Below are 22,015 nucleotides of genomic sequence, written 5' to 3' on the forward strand. Positions count from 1 at the left end.
CGGAGGCCTTTTATGAATTCTCGCAAACGCTTAATCATTATTCTTGTTAGTTTGTTAGTCATTATCGGCGGTGGTGCCGTAGCAATTCGCTACTTTGTCAACAAACAAGTTGCTCAAAGCCAACGGATCGTCGCGACCACAGATGCTATTACTGAAATTTTTGATAAGTTGGATGTTGACTTAGTTGGCGTGCCAACGACTTCACAAAAACTACCAAGTCGTTATAAAAACGTAACCCATGTTGGTAGCCCCATGTCACCCAGTGTGGAAAAGATCGCTTCTTTAAACCCCTCAAAGGTTTACGCAGTTTCAACCTTAAAAGATCAATATTCTTCATCATTTAAAGCCCAAAGCGTTCCGGTTACCTACCTCAAACTTGATACGGTTGGGCAATTAAAGACGACCTTAAAGCAGCTAGGGAAAGAATATTACCGGACCCGACAAGCTAACCAACAAATTAAGTTAATCAACCAGGCAATTAGCCAAGTTAAGGGCCGCCAACATGGCCGGCACCCCCGGGTCTTAGTTTTAATGGGGATGCCAGGAGCTGGCTATTTAATTGCGACGGACCACTCTTACGTTGGGGACCTCGTGCGCATTGCTGGTGGAAAAAACGTTTATGCTTCTAAAGGTCAAACTTATCTTTCCCCAAGCAATGAAACTTTAGCAACCAAGCATCCAGACGTAATCCTCCGTTTGTCCCACGCCATGCCATCAGTCACGATTCCACAATTTAAGAAGGAATTCCAAACAAACCCGGTTTGGAAGAACATGCCCGCCGTCAAAAATCACCGGGTATATGATTTAAAGCAACCAACCTTTAACGCTTCAGCTAATATGGAAGCGCCAAAGGCTTTACGGCAAGTCAGTCAATGGCTCTACCCAAATAAATAACAATGAAAAAAATAACTTTAACCTATCTCAGCCTTTTAATTTTCTTAGTTTTAACCTTAGGATTGGCCTTTACCAACGGTGCTAGTCACTTTAGTTTAACGAATCTAACCACGACGAACCAAAATACCCTTTTTAATATCCGCCTTCCCCGGATTCTAGCGGCCCTCTTAGCGGGCGCTACCATTTCGGTTAGTGGGGCTTTCTTTCAAGCAGCGCTACGAAACCCGATTGCTGACCCCGGAATTATGGGGGTAGCCACCGGCGCTAATTTTTTTCAATTAATCGGCGGCCTCTTAATTCCTGGGATCTTTTTAAACCGAGTTGCCTGGGCGTTTCTTGGTGGTTTGGTCGCTTTTGAAATTCTCGTTCGTTTCCAACCCAAAATGGATCCTTACCGGCTAATCTTAGTCGGAGTTGCTATTAACGCAATGTTTTCCGGCCTAGTTAACCTAATTCCAACCCTGCCAGGAACCGCCAGTACTTCCCTTGCGACCGTGACCTGGACGAGTACCTTAACCCTCGCGGTTTTAGGCTTAAGCGGTCTAGTTTTAGCCGTTATTTTAGCCCCGTGGGGAAATTATCTCAAAGTTGACGATGCTCAACTCATTTCCCTGGGGCAATCTCCAAAGCGTCTCCGGCGGGGACTGCTTCTCGTAGCGGTTTTCTTGGCCACCACCGCGACCGCCTGCATTGGTGTCTTAGCTTTTATCGGTATTATCGTTCCTCACGTTGGTCGCCGCCTAGTTGGTCATGACTATAACCGACTTCTTCCCTTCGTCATGCTTGCTGGCGGTTGGCTCTTACTCTTCTTCGACACGGTTGGTCGCTTGATCGTCCGGCCAAGCGAGTTACCAGCTGCGGCGCTCTTAGCGATCTTTGGGGGGCCAGCCTTGATTGGTATTTTGCAAGGGGGTCCGCAAAATGCTTAAAGCTGAACACCTAACTTTCGCTTACCCTGGTCAACCAAACCTCATTCAAGACTTACAAATCACCATTCCAGAACACCAAATCACTACCCTCATAGGGCCCAATGGTTCTGGAAAATCGACTCTTCTTCAGCTACTAACTCGTCAATTACGACCAACTAGCGGGACTGTTTTCTTGGATGATAAAGATCTTTGGGAACTTGATGCCCAAACGAGTGCCCAAAAAATTGCCATCGTTCAACAGCAACACCAACTTTACGATGAAATAACGGTTAAAGACCTAGTCCAGCTAGGCCGACTTCCTTATCAATCAACGCTTTTTAGTGATCCCGATAACGAAAATACCGCCTCGATTCTACAACAGCTCAACCTCACTGAGCTAGCAACTAAATTGGTTAACCAATTATCTGGGGGCCAAGCCCAACGAGTCTGGTTAGCCTTAGCTCTTAACCAACATCCCCAATACCTATTTTTGGATGAACCTACAACTTACCTCGATCTCCATTACCAGGCTCGTTTTTTAGCACAACTGAGAGCCCTTAACCAATCGACCGGCCTCACTATCGTCATGATCCTTCATGACCTTAATCAAGCCTTGCGATATAGTGACTATTGTTGCTTATTTGCGAACGGTCAATTAATTACTACGGGCACTCCCGATGAAGTCCTGACCGCTGAGCGAGTAGCTTCAACCTTTAAAATTAATTGTGATCTTGTGCAAACTGATCATGGTCCCGTCTTAGTCCAATACTAACGGCCACTCAGAGCAATTTCTTGTCCACGTGACTTTTGCTTTCTCATGCAAAGGCTTATGATAAAGATAAATTAATCTCATAAAGAAGGTTTGATTATGTTTCCAATGCTTGGTTTAAAAGCAAGTTCTGACCCCGCCCAAATTATGGATCGGCTACGACACCGGCCGGAAGTCTTTGAGTTTTTCACGGACGTTCCAGACTTCACTCCGGAAGGGCTTAACCACCTTAAAAAAATGATTGGCCTGGTTCAAAGCCAAGGGATTCAGCACATCATTCTTCACCAACCAATGAAGTTTCAAGGCCACCATACTGAACTCATCACGCCAGAAAAAGTTTTTCCTGAATTATACGACTTCGTTCACCGGACCGCAGTTACCCTCATCGAAGTTGCCCAGGAACTCGGCATTCAAGCCTTAATTCATGGTTCTTACGATAGTGAACATGGCTTTGACGAAATGTTGGCCTACTATCCCGACCTGGCCAGTGCCCGGCAACTTAACTTCCAAATGTTAGATCGGCTCCAAGCAATCGGTGGTGATAATGTGATGTTTGAAAATTCCATTTCACCTATCTTTTTCTATGGTGACCCAGAAGTTGAACAAACGATTTTGGATCATCACTACCGGCTAGTTTGCGATGTCTCCCACGCTTTTATTAGTGTCCACGGCAATAATGACAAGCTAGTTGCTAGCCTCAATCATGTTAAGCCAGCTATTGTCCACTACCACTTAGTCGATTCAATGGGCCAAACCCACGATAGTCTTCAACTCGGTAAAGGTAAGATTGACTGGCAACGAGTATTGCCGACCCTTAATCCAAAAGCCACTGATATTTACGAAATCAACCTCAAAGACCAAGGTAATTGTGCTGAACAATTGGCAAGCCATGAGTACCTGAAACAATTCGTGAAGTAAGGAACGACAACTTGGATAAACCTTAGATATAACTAAAGAAAGCTGGGAAAAACTTCACGAAGACCTGGAAAAGATAAGGATGAAGGTTGATTTGCAAGCCAAATGCCACTTTGAGTCATATTCAGAGATAACAAAGAAGAGAGGAGGCCGGGAAGAAACACGAGTTTCTTTCCGGCCTCTTGAACTAATCTTAGGTTGTTAGGCTTTATTTATCAGCCTTCGAATACATATCAACAATTTCCTTAAAGAAGCTTACTACTTCACCCTTTGGAACATCAAAGTTTTGATTTTGCCACCAATAAAAAGTACCGATAATTGCACCACCTAAACTATAAGCTAAAAGTTTTGGTTGCTTAGTAGTATTCAATGCCTTATAAATTATCGTATTTTTCGGACCATTTTCTTTGATATCCATCAAAATTTCGCTATAAATCCGCAAAACTTCCGTATACAAGGAATCCCGGCTCCCACTCCGGGTTAAATTTTTGTAAAACCCATTATGAGCTGCGACTGAATCAACTACGGCTTCAATTAAATTATCTTCAGTTTCAGACTTTTCAACCAAAATATTCAAACGATGTTTAATCGTTTGTTCTAGCAAGTCATACTTATCCCGGAAATATCGATAAAAACTACTCCGGTGAAGTAAGGCTTCTTCACAAATTTCATTCACCGTAATCTTCTCAAAATGTTGCTCCTCCAACAGTGCTGTTAAGGCACGTTCAAAATCACGCACTGTCCGATTCATCTTCATCGCAAAGATCTCCCCTATTCCAAAAAAATTTAAAAGGGCTCCCTAGTTATTTAACTAGGTGGGCCCTTTTTGCCTCTCACTTAAGTTAACACTATTTAATGATCAGTCGTCAAGTACCCATTAATTAATCAAATTAAGAGCTATTTCCCTTTAAAAACAAGCATTAATTGACGATGGAGGTTCGTTAAGCTTCCGTCCTCATCATCACTCTTCAAGTGGAATAAATTTGTAATTAAAGCATAACTAAACAAGGGACCTAATACCCCTCGAAGTAATAATTCAGGATTCAAATCTGGATTGGCATCTGGATACTTAGCTTTTATTTCGGCAATATATTTATTAATATGACCGTTATTTACCACCACATTGGCTATCGCAGTCCTAAATGATGGATTCATAAACACCTCTTGGCCAATTATCCTAATTAAAGCGAAATTTTCCCGAGCAAAATTTAACCGATCCCTCATGAACGCTGTAACTAATTCATCAAGCGTGGCATATTCTCCCACCCCTTCTAAAAAAGTATTGCGAAATTGATCATAAAAGCTTTTGGAAAGCTCTTCTAGTAAGCTATCTTTTGACTTAAAGTACTTGTAAATTAAACCTTCACTAACACCAGCTTCCTTAGCAATTTCTGCGGTCGTGGTTCGATCAAATCCTTGCTTAGCAAAAAGCTGTAAAGCAGCAAGCAGAACCTTCCTTTTACCCGCTGGCATTGTGGCTTCCATCAGCGCCTTCTCATATTCTGATCTAACTTCCGCCATTTTGATCACCTAAACTTTCCGGTAACGTTTTAAACCAATAATATTCAAGAATACCAAAATCACTAAGAAAATACAAAGCGCCAAGATATCGCCCCCTAGTTTGGTAATGGACGTCCCTTGTAAAACGATCTTTGACAGCGCATCGCCAGTATAAGTTAGCGGTAAAACTTTCCCAATGTATTGAACCCAACTCGCCATTGAATCAAGGGGGATAATCCCGGAGAAGAAGACTTGGGGCACTACCACTAGGGGAATAAACTGCATCATTTGAAACTCAGAATTAGCTAAGGTCGACATTAAAATTCCAAAAGCTAACGCAACTAAGGCAAAGAGTAAGCTAATCGCAATAATGCTAATTATACTTCCGGATACTTGGAGCTTCAGTAGCCAAATTGTTGCTAAAACAATAACTGTTGATTGAATAACCGCTAATAAACCGTAACTTAACATGTAACCAAAAACAATCTCACTCCGCCGAACGGGGGTGGCCAAAACCCGACCTAGCGTCCCCGTAATTCGTTCGTTGAGTAGGCCCATCCCAGAAATCAAGAACACGAAGAAGAAAATAAAGAAGCCCATTAGAATTGGAATAATCTTAGCAAAGAAGTTAGTATTAGCATCGCCATAACGGTAGTGATTCTTAATTTGCGGTGCGGTTACTTGGTGCTGCTGACCCATTTTTGCTTGTACTGCTACTGGAAGTTGGGCCTGTAACTTTTGAATTGTCGTCGCCATCGTTGTCATGGTTTCGCCAGTAATCGCCGAGCGTAGAGCCTGCTTAGTTAAAGCTGTCTTACTGGAATCGGTGTTGGCATAGGTAACATCATATTTGTGATTAGTGTAGCGAATGATCCCATCGACTTTGTGGTCTGCCAACTTTTGCTTTGCTTGGTGATTACTCAGCTGCGTCACCGAAACGTGCTTAACCTTATCCAGGTTAGTGACTACTGTTGTGTTTACATTCACCGTCGCCAACTTAACGTTGGTGGAGCTGTTAGCTGAAAACATTACGTTCATCAACCACATAATCAAAACCGGCGCGATAAACATTAGGGCAAGGGTTCGCTTATCCCGAACTAATTCCTTTAGGACCCGTTTAGCAATTGCTAGCGTTCTCATTTTTCTACCTCCGCTTCCGCCTTTAGGAAGACATCCTCAATCTTTGTAACTTGGTACCGTTGTTCAAGTACTTGCGGCCGATCAAATTCAACAATCCGGCCCCCAATCAAAAGGGCAACCCGATCCGTTAATTCGGCTTCATCCATCACGTGAGTCGTTACCAAAACACTCCGTTGCTGATCCCGAATTGCTTGTAATTCCTGCCAAATTTGGCGACGGAGCGCTGGATCAATCCCAACCGTTGGTTCATCCAAAATCAATAATTCAGGATCTCCAAGGAGGGCAATTGCTAAGGAAAGCCGTCGTTTCATCCCACCAGAATAGCCGCTTACTCGCTTGTCAAGATCATCCTGAAGGTCAACCACCTGGCTAACGTGTTCGATCGTCGTGGCTAATCCTTTTTGTTGAACCCCCTTCATTTCACCGAAAAATTTTAAATTTTCTCGTGCCGTCAATGATTCATAAAGTGCATCACTTTGGGCCATATAGCCAATTCGGCCAAGAATTTCACGATTAGGCATTTGGGTGTCTAATACCAACGCTTCTCCACGATCTGCTTTTTCAACCCCAAGCATGGTACTAATCGTTGTCGTCTTGCCTGAACCTGAAGGCCCAATCAAACCAAAAATTTCCCCCGGCTTAACATTCAAGCTAACGTCAGCTAGGACTGTTTGTGTACCAAACGTCTTTTTTAAGTGCGTTAATTTAATCTTATCCACTGGAAGCACCTTCCTTATTTTTGGGTAGGTAAGTAATCACTTACCTTTTTAACCACATTATAGTGAGCGTTCACTTACCTGTCAAACAAAAATAAAAAGGGATCCCATTCGCTTAAGCAAAACCCTTTGCTAGTTGTCGAATCACTTCTTTTACCGTCATGATTTCATTGATCCGGGAAATCCCAGTCCCAACTGTAACATAACCATTATCAAAATCCCCTTGTAACATCCCTCGCCGTAGTCCATTTTGATTATCCATCAGGGTACTATTGATTTGCAAAGCATGTTCAAGATTACGAATCCGGGCATTTTCGATAAGCTTATCTCGGAGACCAGTCGGCAATAATCGGTAATAAGCTGGGGTCGTCCGGTATAAAGTTAAATCTTCTGTCTTTGAATCTACAATCAATTGCTTAACTTTTTTAGCCGCTGGATTTTCCCAGGTAGGGATCAAACAAGTCCCTACATATACCGCTTGGGCCCCCAAAGCACAGACTGCGCGGACCGCCCGAGCATCACTAATCCCTCCAGCACAAGCAATTGGAATTTCAACTTGATCTGCGATTCCCACTACCCCAGCAAAGGTACCAAAGGTTATCGCTGGTAAATTACCCCCCTCATCAAAACTGGTAATAATATATAAGTCTGCTTCCATTTGTTCTGCTAGCTGGGCATCCGCTACCGTTGGATGCTGCGTGCGCACCAGGACCTTTGTTTGATGATGATGAAAGGTCTTTACTAGTTGGCGAGCAGTTTGAAAATCATCATTGCAATTTGTTAAGGTCAATAACACCACCGGAACTTGCTCATCAATAACTAAATTTGTTAATTCATCAACTGCCGCGATCCCGGTCCAATCTTGGTGGAGGTTAAGCGTAATTCCAAACGGCGCCGTGGTAATTTTCTTTACCGCTTGAACCTGTTCTTGTATCCGACTGGCTAAAACTTGTGGATCATCGGTAACCATAGTTTGGCCAGCATTCGGTCCCAAAATCCCCAACGCTCCGGCCTTACTAACGGCAGCCACAAAGTTAGCATCGGTCAACCAGTTCATCGCTCCCTGAATGATTGGATATTTAATTCCTAGTAGTTTGGTAACTTCATTTACCATCTGTTTATCATCCCCTTGACATCAAAAGAGTGGGGTTAAGGCGCAACCCTAAATCCCACTCGCTAGCTAAGATTAATTGTTGGAATTGTCCAAAAAGAGTATTCATATGATCGTTTACTTAGTGATCAAATCATCACGATGGAAAAAGTATTTTCACAAATCTGCTCAATAGTGAAGGTTTTGAGCCGTGAGCTTTTATCGTTTGTTAGTATTTATCGGGAGAAGTCCTCGTCTTATTTGACGAATGTCCTCTAATAAAATTAGCTTTAAACTCAAGATGAAGAACCGGATATTTGCTTAGCCAATCAGTTATTATCGATATCCCAAAACCAATTAATCTTAGTATCTCTATCGTAGTCACGCTAGTCAACCAAAACAATAAGCAAAATTTAGTCAAGTGTAGGGATACTCGACTTTTATTATCATATTTGTCGTTTATACTAACACTAATTATAATATTGATATAAGGAGGAACGGTCATGACAGATTTACGCATTCGGCGAACCAAACGCCTAATCCAAACTGCTTTTATCGAGTTAGTCAACCAGATTGGCTTTAAGCAAGTCACGGTTACTAAAATTGCAACAACTGCAATGATTAATCGTCAAACCTTTTATCATCATTATACCGACAAATATGATTTAGCAGCGAGCCTCCAAACCAACTTCTTCGAAGGCCTAGACCATGTTATTTTCACTCACCGGACTGACTTTGCGGTGAATCTTCCCTTCCATCAACGGATCGCCAGCCTGCACAAGTATATTAGTCAATATATTCTTGATAATCGTCAACTAGTCCTAACGCTTAGGAAAACCAATCCTGGTCCTCAAAGTTTTGACCAAATTCTAATTACGCGAATTGATCCTTTATTTAGTAAGATTATTGACCAACCAACGACGGCTTTAACTAAGCAAGCCCTCACCTATCTTGCCTTAGGAGAGCTTGACTACGTGATTGATCACAACCGACTCCCCAATGAAGCAGAATTTCAAGAACTCCACACCACATTAAAGAAAATATTTGAATAAAAAGAAAAACGACCTTATCCAAAACTGAATAAGGTCGCAACGGTAGCTTGGATGGATAAGACCCTAAAATGCCTCTTAGCCATTGTCAAGCACCATGATCGATACCGTTATCGGTATCAGGGCTTAAGGCCCTTAGTTGAGGATTAACCCTCTTCTTTAATATACCACTTTTTCCTGATTTTTAAATCCTTATTTTGATCAGGTTTATTTGGTATATGCTTATTTTCAATAATTTTTCGCTTGACTAATCGTAGGAAAGAGGCCGGGAAGAAACATTGGTTTCTTCCCGGCCTCTCTCTTGGTGTGTGATTGATTTGAGAGCCCACTGATCGTGAACGCTAATTTAAATTAAAGGCCTAACTTAGCCTCAACCAAGTCCTTAACTTCTACATCAGTGGCGCAGTTGTTGATAGCTTCTTCAACTAACTTTGCACATTCCGTAGTGTCTAAGTTCTTCATCGTGCTCCGGGTCCGGAGAATAGACGTTGCACTCATGGAGTATTCATCCAAGCCCATTCCCATTAGTAACGGCAAAGCATACTTGTCACCGGCCATTTCACCACACATGGCAGCTTTGGTTCCATGACGGTGAGCAGCGTCGATAACGTGTTTAACTAAGCTTAAGAAGGCTGGATTAAGTGGTTGGTAAAGGTAAGAAACCTTGTCGTTCCCCCGGTCAGCCGCAAAGTTGTATTGGATCAAGTCGTTGGTCCCAATACTGAAGAAGTCGACTTCCTTAGCCATATTATCAGCGTTAATTGCGGCCAATGGCACTTCGATCATCATCCCAAGCTTAATGTCGTCACCAAGGCCGGGGTAATCTTTTTGCAATTCCGCCTTGCATTCGTTGAAGAGAGCCTTAGCCGCCCGTAATTCAGCTAAGGTCCCAATCATTGGGAACATAATGCTCAATGGGCCAAATTCAGAAGCTCGGATTAAAGCCTTCAATTGAGGCTTGAAGATTTCTGGTTGATTTAAGCATAGCCGAATTGCCCGGTAACCTAAGAATGGGTTCATTTCCTTTGGCAATGGCAAGTAATCCAATGGCTTGTCGCCACCAATATCCATCGTCCGCACAACTAATGGCTTACCCTTCATCCCAACCAAAGCTTGCTTGTAAGCTTCAAATTGTTCATCTTCAGAAGGCATATGATCAGAGTCCATATAAAGAAATTCTGACCGGAAAAGACCAACGCCGTCAGCCCCTTGCTTAACAGCATCCGCAACGTCATCTGGGGTCCCAATGTTAGCGGCAATTTCAAATTCCTTACCATCCTTTGAAACGGAAGGCGCATCAACTAGCTTTGCCCATTCAGCACGTTCCTTTTCAAAGTTAGTAGCCTTAGTTTCGTATTTCGTAACTGTTGCATCATCGGGGTCAACAATAACGTCACCATCGAGACCGTCAACAATGATCATTTGACCATCCTTAGCAACCGTTGTGATGTTTTCGGACCCGACAACGGCTGGAATCCGTAAGGTCCGAGACATAATCGCAGCATGACTCGTCCGGCCACCAAGGTCCGTTACAATCCCCTTCACAAACTTAGCATCCATTTGTGAGGTATCGGAAGGCGTGATTTCCTTAGCCACAATAACTACTGGGTGATCAATCCCAGCAATGTTTGGTAATTGCTTACCAAGCAAGTGGGCCAAAGCTCGCTTAGCAACGTCCTTAACATCAGCGGCCCGTTCTTGCATGTACTTGTTATCAACCATGGCTGCTAACATGTCAGCAAAATTCGTCATTACTTTGTCAACTGCTTCTTCAGCCCCGGTATGGTTATCTTCAATGTCATTCTTAATTTGGCTCATCATTTCTGGATCAGAAAGGATGGCAATGTGAGCATCAAAGACTTCAAGTTCTTCATCACCAAGGCGACCCTTGGCGTTTTCCTTGATCTTATTTAATTCATCAATGGAGTCTTGGAAGGCCTTTTCAACCCGCGTATATTCCGCTGCAGTATCTTCGACCTGCTTCTTGTCGTAACTTAAGTCTGGATCAACTAATAAGTAAGCTGGGGCAATCCCAAACCCATCACTAGCAGCAATCCCTTTAACATCAGTAGACATTTAGTTATTTCCTCCTCGTCTTGGTAAACGTTTAACATTGACCATTATAAAACGCTTCCACAAATTTTACCACCGTTTTTTCTAAAATCGATTGCAAATTCCGTTAACCGCAGTTTAGCGCAATTGAAAGCTGATGTTGGCGAGCTGAAAGACTAAAAATATTACCTTTACCATCCAGTAATACCAATCAGGCGCAAGTCTTTAAGTTTGCTGTTGACAGCGTTTACAACGATATATTAGGGTTAAAACGGAGCAAAAAAGGACATGGTTTTCGGGATTGTTTGTTTTTTATTTCATTTTCAATTTCTTGCAATTATTCAAATATTGAACGATTAGCCAATTCTGCTTTGCTACGAATCGTTTTAATGCTTAGTTTAGTTAGAAGGACGTGGTAATTTATGTTTAATTTTCTAAAGCCATCCCCTGATGCCAAAACCTTGGTTCCTAAGGATAAAATCGAAAGTGTCTATAAGCGGAAACAAACCGGGGTCTTAATTGCAACCTGTATTTCCTACCTTTCTTATTACATTATTCGGTTAATCTTTACGACGGAACAAAAGCCTATCATGAAAGAATATGGTTTTTCTGTCGGTCAAATTGGGTTAATTCTTTCCTGCTTTGGGGTTGGTTATGGGGTTGCCAAGCTCTTTATGGGTGGTTGGGTTGATAAGTCCAATACTAAGAACTTCTTAGCCTTTGGCCTTTACCTTTCCTGTTTATTCAATGCCTTCTTAGGCTTTACACGAAATTTCTATGTTATTTTATTCTTAATGCTGTTAATTTCCTTTACTCAAGCAATGGGGGCTCCTGCCTGCCAACGGGAAATTAGTCTTTGGTTCTCCAAGAAGCACCGTGGGGTTGCCTTCTCCGTATGGTCCTCTGCCCACAACGCTGGGGCCTTTGCCTGTGTGGCAACAATCCAACTGGCAACCTTTCTCTTCTCTGGTTCCTTAACGGCCGTCTTCATCACAGCCTCTGTTGTTTCAGCAATCATTGCTACCTTAATGTTATTGATCAACGCTGAACGGCCAGAAAGTGAAGGGCTTCCCAACATGGCCGTTTACTCCGGTCACGTTGAATTAGACGAAAAGGGCCAATCAACGGCCCAAGAGCTTTCTGATAAGTCCTTTATGCAAATCTTGCTTCACGACATTTTAACGAATAAGGTTGTTTGGGCCGTTACCTTAACTTCCATGTCCATCTACATTGTTCGTTATGGGGTTATGTCCTGGATTCCTTCATACTTACCTACTAAGGGCTTCAGCATTGAATGGGCTAAGTGGTTAGTTGGGATCTTCGAACTTTCCGCTGTTCCTGGAGTAATTATCTTAGGGTTAGTTTCTGACTTACTTAAAGGGCGGCGCTCCCTGGTATGTTTCGTCTGTGTAATTGCTTTGATTGTTTGCTTAATAACTTACTTTACCAGTACCAGCAAAGCGGTAATTACGGTCGTTCTCTTCATCATGGGGAGTTTGATTTACGCTCCCCTTTCCCTAGTTGGGTTGATGGTTAACGAAGCGGTACCAAATTACGCCGTTGGGATGTCGACCGGGTTCATGGGCTTCTTCCAATACGTCTTTGGGGAAACCATGGCAACGGCCTTGATTGGTTTGTTAGTTGACCGCTTCGGTTGGGGTGCTTCCTCAACGATTATCTACATCGCTGCTGCCGTTGCCTTCTGCTTACTTGTTTACCTCGTCTTTAAGGAACGGGCAATCATGAAGATGGAAGACAATGTGAATGATGAAAAAAACTAAGTAATTAGTTTATATTCAAAAAGACGGGGCTGGGAAGAAACGCACGTTTCTTCCCAGCCCCTCGTTCATCTCCGAATGTTACTCAGTAACTAAGGTCAAAGCAGTAGCTGAATGGCAGTTGCTTCCCTAACGGTCGCACCAACCGATTCAGCCTTGCATGGGCTCACAAACGCCAAACCAGTTGGCTGGTTCGCTCCAAAGCACGGCCTTAGTGGATAAGTGCGAACGAAAGGTCGATTCTATGAATCAACCCTCGTCCTTCTTATCCCAACCAGGCCGTCAAGGAGCTTTTTTCCCAACCTCAAGATCGTTAAAACTAGTCTCCGCGCCGGTCTTACTGATCATCACCAAAATTTCGACAAAGCCTTTCATTTTGTCAACGGGTTCTTTTTAACCGGAATAGCTTGTAGAAAGGTGGTGGCAAGGATGAGGAGCGAGCCAATCACCATTGCCGTTGTTAACTTTGTCCCTAAAAAGCTAACCGCGATAATCGTCGCTACCAAAGGTTCAAAGGCGCCTAAAATTCCAGTTGTTGTGGGGGAAATAAAGTTCAGACTCCCTAAGAACATCGAATAAGCCGCCATTGTCCCAAAAATAACGACGTAACCAACCATCCCCCAGTCAGCGGTAGTTAAGTGCGGAACATGGGTAATGAATAATTCTGGCGACATAATTAAGCCCCCAATTAGCATTGCTAAGCCACAAACCGCAAAGGTGTCAAACTCTTTGAGTAACTTAACCGGCATCACCGTGTAAATAGCGGCCGCGACTGCACACCAAAGGCCCCAGAACAAGGCAATCGGTGTCAAAGTCAAACTTCCTAGGCGGCCACCCGTTACTAAAAGAAACGTCCCCAAAATTGCGAGTACGACTGAAATATCATCGATTCGCCGAGGCCAATGCTGATTAACTAAAGCGAGCCAAATAATGATAATTACTGGTTGAAGGTATTGAATCACTGTCGCTGTGGGGGCATTACTATACCGAATAGCTAAAAAGTAGGTTAATTGCGAATTTAATGTCCCAAAAATAGCAAAAGCTACAAGCTGGATTAAAGACCATTTCTGAGTAAGAAGACGTTTTACCCCTTGCGGATTCCGAAACAAGCTAATTAGTGTTAAAACGATCCCGGCTCCTAGCATCCGCACGGCCACTAACCAATTGGTTGTTAACGGGGTATCATGAAATAAATATTGGGCTGCCGCACCAGAGCCACCCCACATCATCGCTCCGACCGCAGCCAAGAAAATTCCCTTAGCTTGCTTACTCATTTTAAATTCTCCTCTTTGATTAGTTTCCTTACTTTAACGCAAGAGTTGTATGTAGTTCAACCATTTCTAAGAAAAGAATTAGCGAAATTAACTCCAGCTTGGTCGCATTTAAAGAGCAATCGATTTTAATTGCTAAACTTTATTTTTTAATTAGACGTTTTAGCCAAACAGAGTGGCTGACTAAAATCATCCAAAATACCGTTATATCAATGTTTTTCAATTTTAAAATAACTAATTTCAAATTAGCTAAATGTCTTATTAAGTAATTCTTGTTATCCGCCCACTTTAAAATTTTTCATCATCAATCCCACCCACTCAAAACTCTGCTATATCAACAGTCTAGCCCCTTATAGAATTTTTTGACCATTTAGCCAAAAGCTTAGTTACTAACTAAAATATCTAATTAAATCAAAAAAGAGACCCTCCTTTGGATCTCTTCTATTATTTTCAATAAATTAACTTGATCCTTTATCCTTCAGCCGTATGGATATCAGCCTTCAAGGTAGCCAAATTAACCTTACTTTGTCGGAAAGTTGGATCATTAACTGGCAAATGTTGTTCAAAACTATCAAAGATTTCTAAGTTTCCATCTAGCTTGCCACCGGTAAATTCCAAGACGTGACCTTCAAACTGCCGATCATCACTAATAAAGTGCAAATGCCACCCCGCTGCCGTCACGGTTCCGAAAACAGCTGGCGAATAATAACCTACCAAACTTCCTTCAATCTTTTCCCGCTCAAAGGTTGGCTGGTGCTTTGCAACCTCAAGCAAGCTCGGATAAGGTGGCTCTTGTTTTGGCGCAATCCGCACTTTAACATGCTTAAAAAAACCATGAACCCGAACATAAGCAAAAACATTTTGAAGTTGGTACTTCGTGATTAACGCCGTTTCCAAGGTGTCCTTAGACGCTTCTCCAATCGTTATTGCCTGAGAAGCTTGGCTTGGAAAATGAACGGTCGCAAAGGGCACGGTTATTGTTAAGTCGGTGACATTGTGAACCGTTCCCGTTGAATCTGCTTGGTAAACTTCACCATCTAAGAAAACCACTTCCCCATCGACCCCCTCAAAGGTCCCAAGACCTTCCGAGCCATGTTTTAATAATTCCTTGAGGGTAATTGTCCCGGCCATGTTACCTGCCATTAAAGATGCCAACGTTCCGTGTTCATAAACTGTTGCCATAATGATGCCTTCTTTGAAACTAGTTTTTAATTCAGAGCTAAATAGTTTTCAATCGCTACTAAAACACCATTCTCATCGTTGGATAAGGCTTGGTGCTTGGCAACTGCCTTGACGGCCTCAATACCATTTGCCATCGCATAACTTTCACCCGCTAACTCCAACATCGTCAGGTCATTTTGACCATCCCCAAAGGCCATTAATTCAGCTGGCGTTAGCCGATGATCGGCTAAGTACCGTCGTAAGCCAGCCGCTTTGTCCATGCCGGCTACAATAATATCTAAGTTACCATAACCGCTGGAAACCGCCGCTAACTTCCCGGCATAGTCCCAGTTAATTTGCCGGCGCAATTCTTCAGTTCGCTCTTTTGGAACTTCAAACATTAACTTAGCAATGGGATCGTTAACTTCTGCTAAACTTTGAATCGGCTGACAACCTGGATAGTGACGCTCCACAATGGCTTGAAAATCAGCGGGGATCTCACCTAGCCAATAAGCTTGGTGCCGGCCAGAAAGAATCGTTTTCGTGTGCGGAATCGCTTGAATCTCCGCCACTAAACTTTGAACTGCTTGGGGATCTAATTGACCGACAAAAACATCTTTTTGATGGTCAATCAGTTCAACCCCGTTTTCCGCTACGTATACTAAGTCATCCTTAACTTCCGCAAAAGTCCGTTGGAGTTGGTAAACTGGATTTCCACTCGCCGCAATAAATTGAATCCCTCGGGCCTGAAGTTCCTGAAAAACCTTTAAGAATCGCGAATGGTCATAATCACTTTGAGAATTTAAAAAGGTCCCATCCATATCCGTCGCAATTGCTTTTATCATGGTTAATCCTTTCCTAAGCTAACAAAAGTGTTGTAACGCATGTACTTATAATGAACTCGCATGTTAGAAACTTCAAACGGCGTCCCATCGTCTAAGAAGAAAACCCCTTCCATTACGCCGACTGGTTCATTGGGGGCTAGTTGCATTTCTTTTTGGTCTTCCGGTGTTGACGGTTCAACCGTAATCGTCATAAAGGAACGGGTAACCGTCTTTGATTTAGCCTCTTCGAGGTAATTAAAAATTGATTTTTCCGCCACCGCTGGTGAAAGGGTTGGAATAATTTTAATCGGAATAAAACCAGTTTCGACCATAAAAGGTTGGTCATCAATCAACCGCAGGCGTTCGATTTTATAGACAAAATCATCGTCACTCAAGAAAAGATCTTGCGCAAGTTCGGGACTTGCTGGAATAACTTGGTAATTAATTAACTTAATACTTTGCTTTTTACCGTCTAGTTGGAAACTGTCGGTAATCCCCAGGTTACTCCCTTCATAGCGAAACATTGCCCGATTCTTTAAGTACAGGGGGTTAATAAAAGTCCCCGCACCCCGCTTTTTAAAAATAATCCCTTGTTGGACTAAAACATCGAGGGCCCGCTTAATCGAACTCCGGCTAACTTGATAGCTTTCCGAAAGGCTCCGCTCGTCTGGAAGGCGCATCCCCGGATAGGCATTTTGTAAAATCTTGGCTTTTATATCGCGCATTACGGAGCGGTACACTAAATCTGCCATTCTAAGTTTGTCCTCAGCTTTCTTTAATTGTGGTTCACATTCCCACGATTTCCGTTTAACATTATTAGTATATCAAATAATTACCAACTGGATACGAACTTTTTGATAATTGGACCGTTCCAGAATAGTAAAATCTGCTTAAAAAGGAGCCCAATTTCTATGAGTAAGAAAAAATCACGGCTTAAGAAGACCCAAGTAGAACAAATTCTTGATAAAAATAAAATTGCCTACAAACAAATTGAATTTCCAACTGTTCAAGATGGGGACGTTCGTTCATTAAAGATCGACCACCAAGGAATTGATGAACACCGGATTTATAAGACTTTAGTCCTTGAAGGCCCGACTACTGGTCCGCTCGTTGGGGTCGTTCCTGTTGATACTCATCTCGATGAAAAAGCCTTAGCTCGGGTTTCGGGAAATAAGAAAGTTGAGATGGTGCCTTTAAAAAAACTGGTTAAAACGACTGGTTATGTCCACGGCGCCAACACTCCAGTGGGAATTTACGAAAAGCACCATTTCCCCATTTATATCGATACTGATGCCCAAAAGGAAGCGACGATCTTCGTTTCGTCCGGGCAAATTGGCCGGTCGGTTGAGCTTAACGCTAACGATCTTGCCAACCTAGTTCACGCCACCTTCGCTGATTTACAAAAAGCCTAAATGCAAACCTATCTAGAAATTTTAAGCCTAGTTTTTGGTTACGGGATCGGAATCCCGGTGATTTTGGGCGCCCTAGTCGCTAGGGTTAGCCATCAAAACAAATTCCTCAGTGTTCAAGTGGCTGGCTTCTGGGCTCAAATTATCTTTGGCGGCCTCGGGATTATCATTCATGAGCTCAGTCACTTAGTGGTTGCTCTGCTATTTGGCCATCACATCAAGGAAGTAGCCTTGATCCGAATTCCGAACCGTCAGGACCCCACTGACCAAAGTCTTGGCTACGTTAGTCATACTTGGAACCAAGCCAGTCTTTACCAACGAGCTGGTAATGTCTTCATCGGGATTGCCCCCGTCTTGCTTTGCCCCCTCGTAATGCTCGGTTTAACCCGACTATTAGTTCCTGAGATATATACTTTCTTATTTAACCATTCCATTGACCAGGTCAACCACGGCTGGGCCACCATCGTTTGGTTCTTGGTAATGGTTAGCATTGCCATTGGCGGTTTTGACCCCTCGCGGGCTGATTTGGAAAATTCCCAAACCGGACTTACTTCTTTATTAATCGTGATCTTAGTAGCCAGCGGCGTTTTGACCCTAATCACTAATCCTACAAGCTTAAAAACCAGTCTATACGCCCTTATGGCTCCGTTGGATGGGGCCTTACTTTTTGCGCTCGTTGTCAATGGACTTGTTTACGTTGCTTTGCTGTTCCTACGCCACTTACTTCACCGATAAACCCGTTGATTCTACCCTTTAAAACGCCTAAAATCAAAGTAATTATCAATATAGAAAGAGGAAATTACCATGGAAACTCGTCATTCATCTTGTACCACTATTTTAGTTGGGAAAAAGGCTTCGCTTGACGGCTCCGTAATGGCCGCCCGCAACGATGACACCTTTTTGCCAGTAACACCGCAACGCTATGTCGTTTACCCGGCTTACCACAACCACCCAAACCAGGTAAAGTCATACTTAAACCACTTTGTTGGTGACCGGCCAGCCGATGGTTACCGTTACCAAGGGGTTCCAAATGTAGAATTAACCAAGGAAGGGGTTTACGACGAAAACGGCTTTAACGAAAAGAACGTTGCTATGTCCGCTACCGAAAGTGTTTACGCTAACGAACGGGTTTTAGCTTTTGACCCCTTAAACACTGAATCTGGGATCAACGAAGACGTGATTGTCGCCCTCACCTTACCGTTTATCAATTCCGCTAAGGAAGGAGTGCAATATCTCGGGCAACAAGTTGCCAAGTACGGTTCCGCCGAAGGTAACGGGGTCATCTTCGCTGACAAAAATGAAGTTTGGTACATGGAAATCGTAACTGGTCACCACTGGGTTGCCCAACGGATCCCAGACGATTGTTATGCCTTGACCGGAAACCGGATTGCCATTCAAGAAGTTAACTTTGACGATCCAGCCAACTTCATGTGGTCCGATGGAATCCAAGCATTCGTAGCCGATCACCACTTGAATCCTGATCGAAAAGGATGGAACTTCCGCCGGATCTTTGGGACTGCTGACGTTTTTGATCAACACTACAACACTCCCCGGCAATGGTACGGTCACAAGCTTTTTAATCCAGAATTGAAGTTTGAACCAACTGATTTTGACCTGCCATTCGTAATGAAAAGTGACCGGCTAATCTCCTTGGAAGACGTTGAATACTACCTTAGTAGTCACTACCAAAACACGCCATATGATCCGCTAGGTCACGAGGGAACGGAACAAGAAAAGCATCTTTACCGGCCAATTTCCCTTAACCGGACTCAGAACTCCCACGTCTTACAAATTAACCCGAACTTACCAGAACATGCTCAAACAATCATGTGGATGACTTTCGGGGGAGTTCCTACCTTCACGCCATACCTGCCCCTCTTTGGAAACGCTGACGAAGCCGACGCCCGGATGCGAAATACTCCAGTTGAACTGGACTTAGATAATCCAAGCTTCTACTGGCTCTTCAACCGTCTAGCTGTCATGGTGGAAGCCTACCACGCCGAATTTGCCCAAGCGGACCTTGATTACCTCAAGAACTTACGGCAATACTTCCACACCTGGGTTGCCCAAACGGCTGAAAAGACGGCTGGCATGGACGCTAAGGCAGCCACCGTCGTCTTGAACAAGGCCCAAACTGAGATGTTAGACAAGGTTGAACACGATACCAAGCAACTCCTTGCTAAGTTAATTACGCAAGGAATTGGCCTTTCCAAGTTGACTTTTAAGATGGATGTTAACTTGTAAAATTAGTTTTAGATAACAGAAAAAGGTAGCCACTTTTGATCAAAGTTGGCTACCTTTTTTGTTAGGTCTTCAAAAATTTCCAATAGTTAATGTCTACCGCCCCATTTTCAACAGAGCATCCCCAATTCCTTTTGGTAAATCTTGTCCATCTCTTGGTAACTCACCAGTCACATTTATCTTTGAAACTGGTCCAGTTAAGATTTCAAAGGGAACCTTCTTTTGTAAGACAAGTTGTCGTAACGCCAAATTAATATAAGTATTTAAACTCATCCCTACAGTATTAAGAATTGGGGTAACTGCTTCTTTTAATTCATCATCTAAACGAATAGTAGTCGGTGTATTACTCATAATAATCTCCTCCTTTTTCAAATTATAACATACTTTTAACATACTTTAGATATACTTTTAAAAACAATTTACCAGTTTATTCTTTCGCTACCGAATCGCCTTGGCCGGGACCCCAAAATTGGCTGTTATTAGGAATATCCTTGGTAAAAACACTTCCAGGGGCAACGACTATCTTATTTCCAATCGCAACTCCTAGGAATATTATCAATTGACGCCAATCCAAACATCATTTCCAATCATAACTAGCTTAGCTTGAACTAGCTACCGTCATTAGGTGATCGGTTGGTGTGACCGTTACAACTACCATTCAGCTACTGCTTTGACCTTAGTTACTGAGTAACCTTCGGAGATGACAAGAGGCCGGGAAGAAACACGAGTTTCTTCTCGACCTCTCTTAATTATTTTATCTAGCCCTAGTTCAAAGCGGCCATTGCCTTGTCTAATAAGGTCAAGTTTGTGTCAGCCGGGTAAACGGCCATTATTTCGTTAATTTCAGGAGCGGAACTCTTCCCAGTAAAGGTAATGTTTAATGGGAAGTAAAGCTTCCGGCCCTTAACGCCAGTATTCTTACCAACTTGCTTAATCAAAGCACTGTAATCAGCGGCCGTTGGTTGCCCATCAAAGGCTTCAATTCCAGCCTTAATCCCGGCTAAGACCTGCTTAGTTTCTGTAGCGTCAAGGTCGTTGAAATCGTCGTATGACAAGTTTTGGTCAAGTACCGTTGCGTAGAACCAAGCATAGTGTAGGACTTCGATCAACTTAGTAACGTCCCGTTGGTGGATCTTGATGACCTTAACCAACAAGTCCTTCAAAGTGGCGTCATCCAGCTTCAAGTCAGCTAATTGGTTAGCTTCTTCGGAGTCATTTTCGTGAACCAAAGTTAACGCCCGGTCAGCTAATTCATCAACATCCATCTTCTTGATGTATTGCGCGTTGATCCAGTCTAACTTCCGTTGGTCGAAGTAAGCTGGTGAACTTGACATCCGCTTAGGATCGTAAGCCTTGATTAATTCTTCCTTGGAGAAGATTTCTTGTTCACCCACTGGTGACCAACCTAAGAAGGCGATGAAGTTGAAAATGGCTTCGCTCAAGTAACCGTGACGATGGTATTGGCTGATGAATTGCAAGGTGTTCGCATCCCGCTTAGAAAGCTTCTTCCCCGTAGCTGGGTTGAAGATTAATGAGATGTGGCAGAAGTGAGGGTGGTCAAAGCCCAATGCTTCGTAAATTGCCATTTGCTTTGGCGTGTTAGAAATGTGGTCCGCCCCCCGAATAACATCGGTGATTTCCATCAAGTGGTCATCAACTACCACGGCAAAGTTGTAGGTTGGCAAACCATTACTCTTTTGGATAACAAAGTCGCCACCCAAATTGTCCGAGTTAAATTCGATGTGGCCTAATGCCCAGTCATCCCATTCGTATACGTGGTTTTTGGGCAGGTGGATCCGAATACTTGGCTGTAAGCCCTTTGCTTCAGCAGCTTTAATGTCTTCTTCAGACGCACCATACCAACGGCCATCATAGTGCGGAGCTTCGCCGTTAGCCTTTTGTTGTTCCCGCATTGCTTGCAATTCTTCTTCCGTGGCGAAGTCCTTGTAAGCAATACCCTTATCTAACAGTTCTTGGATGTACTTTTGGTAAATTCCTTTGTCGTTCCGTTCCGTTTGGTGGTATGGAGCGTACTTTGGATTGGGCTTATTTGGACCTTCATCCCAGTCAATCCCTAACCAGTGAAGGTTTTCCATTTGGGATTCTTCCCCATGGTCAACGTTCCGGGCCAAGTCAGTGTCTTCGATCCGCAGTACCATCGTTCCCCCAAAGTGACGGGCGAAGAGGTAGTTAAATAGTGCTGATTGTGCATTCCCAATGTGCAAGAAGCCCGTTGGACTAGGTGCATACCGAACTCTTACCTTTTTATCCATTACAAAAAGATCCTCTCTTCATATT

General features: G+C 43.2%; 21 protein-coding genes. 9 read left to right on the plus strand and 12 right to left on the minus strand.

Features of this window, described 5'->3' with window-relative positions; genetic code table 11:
• Positions 1-12 precede the first annotated feature (12 nt).
• From isdE to H5993_RS00300, 4 genes are all read left to right on the plus strand, one after another.
• Positions 13-894, plus strand: a complete 882-nt coding sequence (isdE, locus tag H5993_RS00285; protein ID WP_204775770.1) for a heme ABC transporter substrate-binding protein IsdE — start codon at positions 13-15, stop codon at positions 892-894.
• A gap of 2 nt (positions 895-896) precedes the next feature.
• A complete protein-coding gene (locus H5993_RS00290) occupies positions 897-1,823 on the plus strand; it encodes a FecCD family ABC transporter permease (RefSeq protein ID WP_204775771.1) in 927 nt (308 codons plus the stop codon).
• Positions 1,816-2,574: an ABC transporter ATP-binding protein gene (locus H5993_RS00295; protein ID WP_204775772.1), complete on the plus strand. Its 759-nt coding sequence runs from the start codon at positions 1,816-1,818 to the stop codon at positions 2,572-2,574. Before H5993_RS00290 ends, H5993_RS00295 begins: the two co-directional genes overlap by 8 nt.
• A 96-nt stretch (positions 2,575-2,670) precedes the next feature.
• Complete coding sequence (locus H5993_RS00300; protein WP_204775773.1) at positions 2,671-3,489, plus strand: TIM barrel protein; 819 nt, start codon at positions 2,671-2,673, stop codon at positions 3,487-3,489.
• Between the two features lie 205 nt (positions 3,490-3,694).
• On the opposite strand, the gene H5993_RS00305 is transcribed toward H5993_RS00300, so the two are convergent.
• The 5 genes from H5993_RS00305 to H5993_RS00325 form a co-directional block, all read right to left on the minus strand.
• Positions 3,695-4,243, minus strand: coding sequence for a TetR/AcrR family transcriptional regulator (locus H5993_RS00305; RefSeq protein WP_204775774.1), 549 nt, complete (start codon positions 4,241-4,243; stop codon positions 3,695-3,697).
• Between the two features lie 140 nt (positions 4,244-4,383).
• On the minus strand, positions 4,384-5,007 hold the full coding sequence (locus tag H5993_RS00310) for a TetR/AcrR family transcriptional regulator (protein ID WP_204775775.1): 624 nt from the start codon (positions 5,005-5,007) through the stop codon (positions 4,384-4,386).
• 9 nt (positions 5,008-5,016) lie between these two features.
• Entirely contained in the window at positions 5,017-6,126 is a 1,110-nt protein-coding gene (locus tag H5993_RS00315; RefSeq protein WP_204775776.1) for an ABC transporter permease, read from the minus strand.
• Entirely contained in the window at positions 6,123-6,845 is a 723-nt protein-coding gene (locus H5993_RS00320; protein WP_204775777.1) for an ATP-binding cassette domain-containing protein, read from the minus strand. Before H5993_RS00320 ends, H5993_RS00315 begins: the two co-directional genes overlap by 4 nt.
• A gap of 112 nt (positions 6,846-6,957) precedes the next feature.
• A complete protein-coding gene (locus H5993_RS00325; protein WP_204775778.1) occupies positions 6,958-7,956 on the minus strand; it encodes an NAD(P)H-dependent flavin oxidoreductase in 999 nt (332 codons plus the stop codon).
• 479 nt (positions 7,957-8,435) lie between these two features.
• Between H5993_RS00325 and H5993_RS00330 the strand changes: the two genes are divergently transcribed.
• Complete coding sequence (locus H5993_RS00330) at positions 8,436-8,984, plus strand: TetR/AcrR family transcriptional regulator (RefSeq protein ID WP_180870921.1); 549 nt, start codon at positions 8,436-8,438, stop codon at positions 8,982-8,984.
• 348 nt (positions 8,985-9,332) lie between these two features.
• On the opposite strand, the gene ptsP is transcribed toward H5993_RS00330, so the two are convergent.
• Positions 9,333-11,057, minus strand: coding sequence for a phosphoenolpyruvate--protein phosphotransferase (ptsP, locus tag H5993_RS00335; protein ID WP_204775779.1), 1,725 nt, complete (start codon positions 11,055-11,057; stop codon positions 9,333-9,335).
• 398 nt (positions 11,058-11,455) lie between these two features.
• Here ptsP and H5993_RS00340 point away from each other — a divergent pair, with 398 nt between their 5' ends.
• Positions 11,456-12,814, plus strand: coding sequence for an MFS transporter (locus tag H5993_RS00340; protein ID WP_204775780.1), 1,359 nt, complete (start codon positions 11,456-11,458; stop codon positions 12,812-12,814).
• Positions 12,815-13,182: 368 nt separating this feature from the next.
• Here the strand turns inward: H5993_RS00340 and H5993_RS00345 are convergent, their stop codons facing one another.
• From H5993_RS00345 to H5993_RS00360, 4 genes are all read right to left on the minus strand, one after another.
• A complete protein-coding gene (locus tag H5993_RS00345; protein WP_204775781.1) occupies positions 13,183-14,085 on the minus strand; it encodes a DMT family transporter in 903 nt (300 codons plus the stop codon).
• 468 nt (positions 14,086-14,553) lie between these two features.
• Entirely contained in the window at positions 14,554-15,264 is a 711-nt protein-coding gene (budA, locus tag H5993_RS00350; RefSeq protein ID WP_204775782.1) for an acetolactate decarboxylase, read from the minus strand.
• A 26-nt stretch (positions 15,265-15,290) separates the two neighbouring features.
• Entirely contained in the window at positions 15,291-16,088 is a 798-nt protein-coding gene (locus H5993_RS00355; protein WP_204775783.1) for a Cof-type HAD-IIB family hydrolase, read from the minus strand.
• A 2-nt stretch (positions 16,089-16,090) separates the two neighbouring features.
• Entirely contained in the window at positions 16,091-16,819 is a 729-nt protein-coding gene (locus H5993_RS00360; RefSeq protein ID WP_204775784.1) for a GntR family transcriptional regulator, read from the minus strand.
• Between the two features lie 159 nt (positions 16,820-16,978).
• Here H5993_RS00360 and ybaK point away from each other — a divergent pair, with 159 nt between their 5' ends.
• From ybaK to H5993_RS00375, 3 genes are all read left to right on the plus strand, one after another.
• Entirely contained in the window at positions 16,979-17,479 is a 501-nt protein-coding gene (ybaK, locus tag H5993_RS00365; protein ID WP_239457920.1) for a Cys-tRNA(Pro) deacylase, read from the plus strand.
• The gene (locus H5993_RS00370; RefSeq protein WP_204775785.1) at positions 17,480-18,211 is read left to right on the plus strand and encodes a hypothetical protein; all 732 of its coding nucleotides are present in this window, start codon (positions 17,480-17,482) and stop codon (positions 18,209-18,211) included.
• A gap of 69 nt (positions 18,212-18,280) precedes the next feature.
• Positions 18,281-19,720, plus strand: a complete 1,440-nt coding sequence (locus H5993_RS00375) for a C69 family dipeptidase (protein ID WP_204775786.1) — start codon at positions 18,281-18,283, stop codon at positions 19,718-19,720.
• Positions 19,721-19,813: 93 nt separating this feature from the next.
• Here the strand turns inward: H5993_RS00375 and H5993_RS00380 are convergent, their stop codons facing one another.
• Both H5993_RS00380 and gltX read right to left on the minus strand, forming a co-directional pair.
• The gene (locus tag H5993_RS00380) at positions 19,814-20,068 is read right to left on the minus strand and encodes a type II toxin-antitoxin system RelB/DinJ family antitoxin (protein WP_180870936.1); all 255 of its coding nucleotides are present in this window, start codon (positions 20,066-20,068) and stop codon (positions 19,814-19,816) included.
• 413 nt (positions 20,069-20,481) lie between these two features.
• Positions 20,482-21,990: a glutamate--tRNA ligase gene (gltX, locus tag H5993_RS00385; RefSeq protein ID WP_204775787.1), complete on the minus strand. Its 1,509-nt coding sequence runs from the start codon at positions 21,988-21,990 to the stop codon at positions 20,482-20,484.
• Positions 21,991-22,015: the final 25 nt, after the last annotated feature.

Source organism: Limosilactobacillus alvi (assembly GCF_016900115.1).
Classification (GTDB): domain Bacteria; phylum Bacillota; class Bacilli; order Lactobacillales; family Lactobacillaceae; genus Limosilactobacillus; species Limosilactobacillus alvi.